Consider the following 7186-nt stretch of genomic DNA (forward strand, 5'->3'; position numbering starts at 1 on the left):
CACTACTCGCGGTGCTAGAGCTCGTTTTCGCGACCGACCAGTGCCCAAACCGTCTTGCCCGACGAGGTGGGAGTGCTGCCCCATGCACGGCACAGCGCCGAGACGATGGATAGACCCGAAAGGGTCGCGGTGCCGGCGTCGGTTTCGAGCCGGCCCGCCGGCTCCGTGCTGTCATCTTCGACTGCGACCGTGACGGTGTCCCGATAGCTCTCGACGATCAGCACCGGCGCGCTGTCCGTGTGGTCGAGGACATTCTCGACGAAGACCGTCGCCACCGTGCCCGCAACCGGAATCAGGTGACCCTGGGCCCACCCGGTCAGCCACTCGGAGATCAATGCGCGGGCCAAGCCCACGCTGACCGCCCTGGCGGGAAGCTGTGTCCGCGCCCGGCGGCGGCCGTCACATGACCGATCCAGCACGGCGTCGGCCGCGGCCTGGTGGTCGCCGTACACCGGCACGTACCGGGAGACACCGTTTGCGCTGATCGCGCGCCGAGACCGCAGGCTTTCACACACCAGCAGGATCGGCACGTCCGGCCAGGTGCTGACATGCCAACGAGCGCTGGTGAACACCGACCACGCGGAGTCGGCGGGCACCGACAGCTCGTTGACATCGACGATCACCGCGCGCGGCTCGTCCAGGGCGGCTTTGATCACGGCATCACGCAAACTCCGGTAGGTGGTGCCGTCGAGCACTCCGCCGATCGTCAGGACGGCGACATCTCCGCGACGTTCAACGCCGACCTGGACGGATGAGTCAACCACCGACATCGCCCAACTCGTCTGCGCGGGAACTCGTCGCCGCCAGCCGTTCGCTGCGTATGCTCAGCGCGCGTTCGGTTTCCTCGGCCCGCGCGCTGTACCGGACAAAGAGCGGACCGTGTCCGACGCTGTCGGCAAGTTGCCGGGCCAGCTTCGCTTTTTCCTGCAGACTGCGCAGGGCGATCCACAACGCACTCTCGACTTCATCGTCGCGAGCGGCCAGCAGCGCGTCCGGCGTCCATGCGTGACCTACTCGGCAACGAAAGTGCCTCTCCCCGAGCGCAACTAGTGATCCATTGCAATCCGGACAGGTGTATCCCGACGCCGGACCAATATCTTGGGTATCGAAATTCGTCGAGAATCGGGCCGTCATCGCGATGCGATTCTCCAACTCCATCCGATTATCAGGCTCCACATTCAGCTCCTTGATCTCACGGTGCGACAGCGCTTCGAGCACTTCTCCGATGTCGGCCGCCGCAGCCTGTTGATCCAATACACCAGCGTCCTGCGCTTTTCCGGGCAGCGACGGGAACAGCGCATCATCGAGCGACTGGCCGATGGTGATCCCGCCGCGCGACCGGATCGCGTCCAGCCCGAGGACGCCATCGTCGAGCACGCCCGACAGGAGCACCCCGATCGCGCGTGGCCCGAACGCCAACGCAACCGAGCGAAACAGCGCATTGATTGCTGGTCGATGACCATTCTCGGTTGGCCCGTGCGACAGCACGACGCGACAATCGTCGACCAGCAGATGACGGTCTGGCCGTGCCACGTAGATGTGGCCCGGCTCCAGCGCCGCGCCATTCTCCGCGTTGACAGCGGGCAGCGGTCCGCTGCGGTTGATGATGCGTGCCAGGATGCTCGGCGCACCGGCGGGGATGTGCAAAGTCATCACATAGGCGTACGGCGAGTCCGTCGACAACCCGGCAGCCAGCTTCGACAGTGCCTCGACGCCACCCGCCGAGGCACCAATAGCCACCACACCGCGAAGGCCGTTGCCGGGCGCTGGACTCACCATTTTCGACTACCCCACTCAAGGATAGGTAACCGCATCGGTGATGGACAGGAGTTTCGCCGCCGTGGTTTCACCGCGGTCAAGCCGGGAATTCTGGCCAAAGTATCCCATCGATGACAGGAAGGTGACCATCGTGCCCAACCCGTCGATCAAAAACGAGAAGATGTACCGCGAGCTGCGTAAGCAGGGCAACTCCGAGGAGAAAGCGGCACGGATCTCCAACGCCGCCGCCGCTCGGGGCACGTCTTCGGTCGGCCGCAAGGGCGGCAAGTCCGGTTCGTACACCGACTGGACGGTGCCGGAGCTCAAAAAGCGCGCCAAAGAACTTGGTATGTCCGGCTATTCAGGCCTGACGAAGGACAAATTGGTCGCCAAACTGCGCAACCACTGACCGCCGGCGTTCAGCCGGTGAGCCCGAGCCGGCCGGCGAGTACCAAGAAGGCCACCGCGTAATCGTTGCCGGCGGTCTGTGATCTGATGCTGGCCCAGTCGAGCCGTTCCCGGATCGCGCGCACGTGGGGTAGCAACTTTGCGAAATCGCAGTGGTGCTCGTTGAGGGCACGCAACTTCTGGATCAACACCATGGTGGGCGGCAAGACGGGCATCGCGATTGCCAGCACGTCACGCTGCTCGGCAAAATCCAGCGTCGCCGCCTCCACCGGCTCACCGTTCACGCGGTGCAGCACGTCTACGAACGTCTCGCCAATGCAAGCCTTGAACAGCCAATCCTCCGGCGGGTTTTCGATCGTGAACCCCGCGCCGCGCAGCGTGGCGGCCGCGGCGGCCACGTCGGATTCGGCGACTACCAGATCAACGTCATGGCTGGGTTCAGGTGCGCCGTACGCCCATAACGCATAACTGCCTGCCAAGGCGAAGCGCGGACCGTTCTCCTTGAGTGCGGATGCCGCACCCCGCAACGCCTCGCGCAGTCGCGCCGAGCCGCCGTCCGATTCGATTGGTGCTGCCGTAGATGCCATGTGACTAGGTGATACCCGGCCCACGGCGCACGCAACCCGATTGTCATCTGTTTAAACAGTGGCGAATTGGGCAATCGCCAGTTATGTCTGTGCCGTCGCCTCGCAGCTACGATCGCGTCGTCGTGGTGGTCCCCGCTCACAACGAGAAGGCGCACCTCCCGGCGTGTCTGCGTGCGGTCGTGACCAGTGCGCTGTGCGTACCGATGCCGGTATCCATCGTCGTGGTTCTGGACGCCAGCGACGACGACAGCGCGCTGCTGGCCGGCGAGTATGGGCCCGATGTGCACTTCATCAGTGTCGACGCCCACAACGTGGGTGCCGCGCGGGCGGCCGGTTTCGGCTATGGCCGCTCGCTGTGTAGCGATGAAGACGAGTGCTGGTATGCCACAACGGACGCGGACAGCCGAGTCGACCCGGGCTGGCTGATCCATCAGCTCGGGGTTGGTGCGGACATGGTTCTGGGCGTGGTGCGTATCACCGACTGGCGCGAGCATTCGCCCGACACGGCGGAGCGCTACACGCAGGCCTACGAGGCTCGTCTGAGCGACCAGCACGACCACATTCACGGCGCAAACATGGGTTTCAGTGCCCGCGCGTACTGGCGGCTCGGCGGCTTCCGCGCACTGGCCTGCGGGGAGGACGTCGACCTGGTCGAGCGATTCAAAGCTGTCGGCTATCGCATTCACCGCGACACCGAGCTGTCGGTCATCACCTCGGCACGAACCCAGGCCCGAGCCCCGCACGGATTCGCCTACGAGTTAAGGCAATTGAGGAGAACGGCGGCAGGAGATCACGCGTGACCGCGGGATTGATCAAGCACTGGCTGGATTCCGGACGACTCGAACTGCCACTGCCCGCGTCGGGACGCACGCTGGAACGCTGGCAACGTCTGGCCCTGCTGGCCGAAGAAGACGTCGTTGCGGCCCGCATCGTGGAGGCCCACGTCGACGCCGTTGCGATCCTCGACGAATTAGGTGGCAAGCCACCCGATCTCGGCCAGTTGTGGGGGGTGTGGGCGGCCGAGTCACCCGATGCGGTGGTGACGGCCACCAACGTCAAGGGGGCATTCGTGCTCAACGGCACCAAGGTGTGGTGCTCGGGCGCCGGGTTCTGCACTCATGCCCTGGTGACCGCCCGGCTCGATGACGGCGAGCGAGGCCTCTTCGCGGTCGCCGTCGTCGACCCCGCGGTCAAGGCGTTGCCGTCCACGTGGTGGAACGCCGGGATGGCCGGAAGTGACACCCGGCCGGTGCAGTTCACCAACGCCCAGGCCGTGGCGATCGGCGATCCCGGTGACTATCTGAGCCGGCCCGGGTTCTGGCATGGCGCCATCGGCGTGGCGGCATGCTGGCTCGGCGGTGCCCGCCGGGTTGCCGAGCCGTTATATCGCTGTGCCGCAAGTGAATCAGCGGACGCCTACTCGTTGGCACATCTGGGTGCCGTCGACGCCGCGCTGGCGGCCGGCGAGGCGATGCTGAGCACCGCGTCAGCCCAGGTCGACGCCGACCCGTTCGACCGATCCGACAGCGCCGAGCTGCTGGCGCGCCGGGTGCGGGCGATCGTCGAACACGCCGCCGACGAGGCGATCACCCGGACCGGCCGCGCGTTGGGACCCGGCCCCCTGTGCCAGGATGGCCGCCACGCCCAGCGGGTGGCCGACTTGAGCATCTACATCCGGCAAAGCCACGCCGAGCGGGATCTGGCCGCGCTCGGGGAGCTTGCGGGGCAGCGGCGCTGAGAGTGACGTGAAGACACTGTCGACCAGCAACTGCGCCAGGTTCGCGGCCAAGCCGCTGACCCACAGCGGTACACCTGCGCCGGTGTGGCTGACCGCGCTCAACGACCAACCCGTTGCGCCACTGGATCTCACCGAGTGCCCGGGGCTGGTCGTCGTCGCACCCCATCCCGACGACGAGACACTCGGCCTGGGCGCCACGATCGCCCAGTTGGTCGCAGCCGACGTCGACGTTCAGGTCGTATCGGTCAGTGACGGCGGCGCGGCACACCCCGGAGCGACACCATTGGACCAGAAGCGCATGGAGGCGACACGACAGCACGAATTGCGCAGAGCAACAAGCATTTTGGGAGTCTCGCCACCGGTTTCGCTCGGCTTGCCGGACGGCCAGCTGGCCGACTACGAGGACAAGCTCACCGATTTGCTCGTCGAGATCCTCGATCGAGCCGACGTGCGACCCTGGTGCGCCGCCACCTGGCGAGGTGACGGACATCCCGATCACGAGGCGGTTGGACGCGCCGCCGCCACGGCCTGCGCACGCACCGACACCGTGTTGCTGGAGTATCCGATCTGGATGTGGCACTGGGCTATTCCCCACGATCCCGCGGTGCCGTGGGATCGTGCGCGTTCCTCACCGATGCCCGATTGGGCGGTGGTCCGCAAACGCCGTGCCGCGCAGTGCTTTCGCAGCCAATTCGAATCGAGCGCCGGCTCGCCACCGGTGCTGCCGACCTACGTCCTGCCGCGACTGATGGCCGTGGGCGAGGTGACGTTCCGCTGAGCGCCCGCCTCCCCGACACATATTTCAACCAGATGTATGCCGACGCCGACGATCCGTGGCAGTTATCGACGCGATGGTACGAGCAGCGCAAGTACGCGATCACGCTGGCCCTGCTGCCCAATCGCCGCTATCGGCATGCCTTCGAGCCCGGCTGTTCGATCGGGGTGCTGACCGCGCAGCTGGCACAGCGCTGTGACCACGTGACGGCGGTGGATGTGGCCGACGCGGCGGTACGTGCCGCCGAGTCACGGCTGCAGCAGGCCGGGTGCCGGGACCGGGTGACGCTGGCCCGGTCTTCTCTCGATGCTTCGTGGCCGTCCGGCCCCTTCGATCTGCTCGTGCTCAGCGAAATCGCCTACTACCTGCAAGCGGAGACGCTTGCCGCGGTGTTGGCCCGGGAATGCGTTCGGCTGCAGGCCGGCGCGAATGTTGTCGCCGCACACTGGCGCCACCCGGTGGCCGACTACCCGCTTACCGGTGACGCGGCCCATGCGATCATCGCGCGAACACCGGGCCTGACATCGCTGGGCCGCTACCAGGACCGTGACGTCGTCGTCGAGGTCTTCGATACCGGCGACGGCGGCTCGGTGGCGGCACGCGAAAAAGTGCCCGGAGCCCGGTAGCGGGAAATCGGAAGCCGAAAGTCCATGCGCGTAGCGACCTTCAACATCCTGCACGGCCGCACCGTGGGCGACGGAGTCGACCCGCAGCGGCTCCTGGACTGCGTGCGACGCCTGGATCCCGACGTACTGGCGTTGCAGGAAGTCGACTGTGACCAGGAGCGGTCCTCGCGAGCCGACCTCACCGCATTGGCAGCCGAAGCGATGGGAGCAGTGGAACACCGATTCGTGGCCGCGATCTCCGGCACGCCAGGCGCGACATGGATGGCCGCCACCGGCGATGAACAACCCGGGACCGCTGCATACGGAATCGCGCTGCTGTCCCGATTCCCCGCGGCCAGTTGGCAAGTCGTGCGTCTGCCCCGGATTCCGATGCGATTTCCGATGTACCTGCCCGGTCCCAACCGGGTGATGGTCGTCGACGAAGAACCCCGAGCGGCCGTCATTGCCCGGCTGGACACACCATTAGGTCCGCTGACCGTGGCCAACACGCATCTGTCCTTCGTGCCCGGCTGGAACCGGCGCCAATTGCGCCGCCTGATCCACGATTTGCGCGGATTTCCCGGTCCGCGGCTACTGACCGGTGACCTCAACATGACGCCGCCGGCAGTGCATCGCTGGTCGGGCATGCGGGCGCTCGCGACGGCCGACACGTTTCCCGCGGAGGTCCCGGACCGCCAGCTCGACCACATCCTGACCGATGACCGCGACCTGTGCGGCACCACGATTGAGACCGAGCCGATGTCGATCTCCGATCATCGGCCGCTGGTGGTCGACCTCGATCGCGAGTGACTGCCCGTTTGGCGCGACAGCCAACGGTGCCGCGCTATACCCGGCTACGAATAGCACTGGCGCACAGACGTTCTCGAATCAACCTGATTATCCGTCGTGAGCAATCGTATCCGGCCCGCCAATCGCAATGAGTCGCCGCCGGACCCGCTCGATATCTTCGGGCAAGGGCATTTCATGGATGTTCCGGGTGATCTCCACGCCGATATCGGCGTCATCGACCGGACACCCGCGCACCGAGAGGTCCCAGGCGATTTCGCAGACTTCGTCCTCGGAGATGCGGCGCGGCAATAAGGCCAGCAGCGAAAGGTAGCCAACCGGCGGCGCGCAGGTGGGGTACCCATTCCGGAGAAAAGTGAGAATGCCCGACATTCGATGGCCCATCTTCTCCCTCACCTCACTGTCCCCGGCGCGGGCCCGGTGTCCGCGGTTCCTGCCAGGGATAACCCGGAGTCGAGGGTTGAAACCATCGACCGGACAGTTCGTTGCCGATACCTGCACTACGCGC

General features: G+C 66.0%; 10 protein-coding genes. 6 read left to right on the forward strand and 4 right to left on the reverse strand.

What is annotated here, in order from left to right:
- Positions 1 to 14 precede the first annotated feature (14 nt).
- Both AC5Y5O_RS21545 and AC5Y5O_RS21550 read right to left on the reverse strand, forming a co-directional pair.
- A complete protein-coding gene (locus AC5Y5O_RS21545; RefSeq protein ID WP_500027317.1) occupies positions 15 to 770 on the reverse strand; it encodes an STAS domain-containing protein in 756 nt (251 codons plus the stop codon).
- Positions 757 to 1779 (reverse strand): chemotaxis protein CheB, encoded by a 1023-nt coding sequence (locus AC5Y5O_RS21550; protein WP_500027318.1) that lies wholly within the window; start codon positions 1777 to 1779, stop codon positions 757 to 759. Before AC5Y5O_RS21550 ends, AC5Y5O_RS21545 begins: the two co-directional genes overlap by 14 nt.
- A 130-nt stretch (positions 1780 to 1909) precedes the next feature.
- Here AC5Y5O_RS21550 and AC5Y5O_RS21555 point away from each other — a divergent pair, with 130 nt between their 5' ends.
- Positions 1910 to 2167: a DUF7218 family protein gene (locus AC5Y5O_RS21555; protein WP_096290922.1), complete on the forward strand. Its 258-nt coding sequence runs from the start codon at positions 1910 to 1912 to the stop codon at positions 2165 to 2167.
- 10 nt (positions 2168 to 2177) lie between these two features.
- Here AC5Y5O_RS21555 and AC5Y5O_RS21560 read toward each other — a convergent pair whose 3' ends face one another.
- Positions 2178 to 2753 carry a nucleotidyltransferase gene (locus tag AC5Y5O_RS21560; protein ID WP_096285520.1) on the reverse strand — a complete coding sequence of 192 codons (576 nt, stop codon included), beginning with the start codon at positions 2751 to 2753 and terminating at the stop codon, positions 2178 to 2180.
- Between the two features lie 83 nt (positions 2754 to 2836).
- Here AC5Y5O_RS21560 and AC5Y5O_RS21565 point away from each other — a divergent pair, with 83 nt between their 5' ends.
- From AC5Y5O_RS21565 to AC5Y5O_RS21585, 5 genes are read left to right on the forward strand one after another with little or no spacing between them, the layout of a single operon-like run.
- On the forward strand, positions 2837 to 3553 hold the full coding sequence (locus AC5Y5O_RS21565) for a glycosyltransferase family 2 protein (protein WP_096285518.1): 717 nt from the start codon (positions 2837 to 2839) through the stop codon (positions 3551 to 3553).
- The gene (locus AC5Y5O_RS21570; RefSeq protein WP_096285516.1) at positions 3550 to 4491 is read left to right on the forward strand and encodes an acyl-CoA dehydrogenase family protein; all 942 of its coding nucleotides are present in this window, start codon (positions 3550 to 3552) and stop codon (positions 4489 to 4491) included. Before AC5Y5O_RS21565 ends, AC5Y5O_RS21570 begins: the two co-directional genes overlap by 4 nt.
- Positions 4492 to 4498: 7 nt before the next feature.
- Positions 4499 to 5269: a PIG-L deacetylase family protein gene (locus AC5Y5O_RS21575; RefSeq protein WP_096285514.1), complete on the forward strand. Its 771-nt coding sequence runs from the start codon at positions 4499 to 4501 to the stop codon at positions 5267 to 5269.
- A 32-nt stretch (positions 5270 to 5301) separates the two neighbouring features.
- Positions 5302 to 5892 carry an SAM-dependent methyltransferase gene (locus tag AC5Y5O_RS21580; RefSeq protein ID WP_500027324.1) on the forward strand — a complete coding sequence of 197 codons (591 nt, stop codon included), beginning with the start codon at positions 5302 to 5304 and terminating at the stop codon, positions 5890 to 5892.
- A gap of 24 nt (positions 5893 to 5916) precedes the next feature.
- Complete coding sequence (locus AC5Y5O_RS21585) at positions 5917 to 6681, forward strand: endonuclease/exonuclease/phosphatase family protein (RefSeq protein ID WP_500027326.1); 765 nt, start codon at positions 5917 to 5919, stop codon at positions 6679 to 6681.
- Positions 6682 to 6768: 87 nt separating this feature from the next.
- On the opposite strand, the gene AC5Y5O_RS21590 is transcribed toward AC5Y5O_RS21585, so the two are convergent.
- Positions 6769 to 7186: DUF3349 domain-containing protein (locus tag AC5Y5O_RS21590; protein WP_500027329.1), on the reverse strand; the 418-nt coding region annotated here is incomplete at its 5' end.

Source organism: Mycobacterium sp. NGS40, assembly GCF_059812735.1.

Bases quoted from the DNA above. Each gene is read 5' to 3' on its own strand.
- AC5Y5O_RS21545 (WP_500027317.1), bottom strand. From the start codon at position 770: ATGTCGGTGGTTGACTCATCCGTCCAGGTCGGCGTTGAACGTCGCGGA.
- AC5Y5O_RS21550 (WP_500027318.1), bottom strand. From the start codon at position 1,779: ATGGTGAGTCCAGCGCCCGGCAACGGCCTTCGCGGTGTGGTGGCTATT.
- AC5Y5O_RS21560 (WP_096285520.1), bottom strand. From the start codon at position 2,753: ATGGCATCTACGGCAGCACCAATCGAATCGGACGGCGGCTCGGCGCGA.
- AC5Y5O_RS21565 (WP_096285518.1), top strand. From the start codon at position 2,837: ATGTCTGTGCCGTCGCCTCGCAGCTACGATCGCGTCGTCGTGGTGGTC.
- AC5Y5O_RS21580 (WP_500027324.1), top strand. From the start codon at position 5,302: ATGTATGCCGACGCCGACGATCCGTGGCAGTTATCGACGCGATGGTAC.
- AC5Y5O_RS21585 (WP_500027326.1), top strand. From the start codon at position 5,917: ATGCGCGTAGCGACCTTCAACATCCTGCACGGCCGCACCGTGGGCGAC.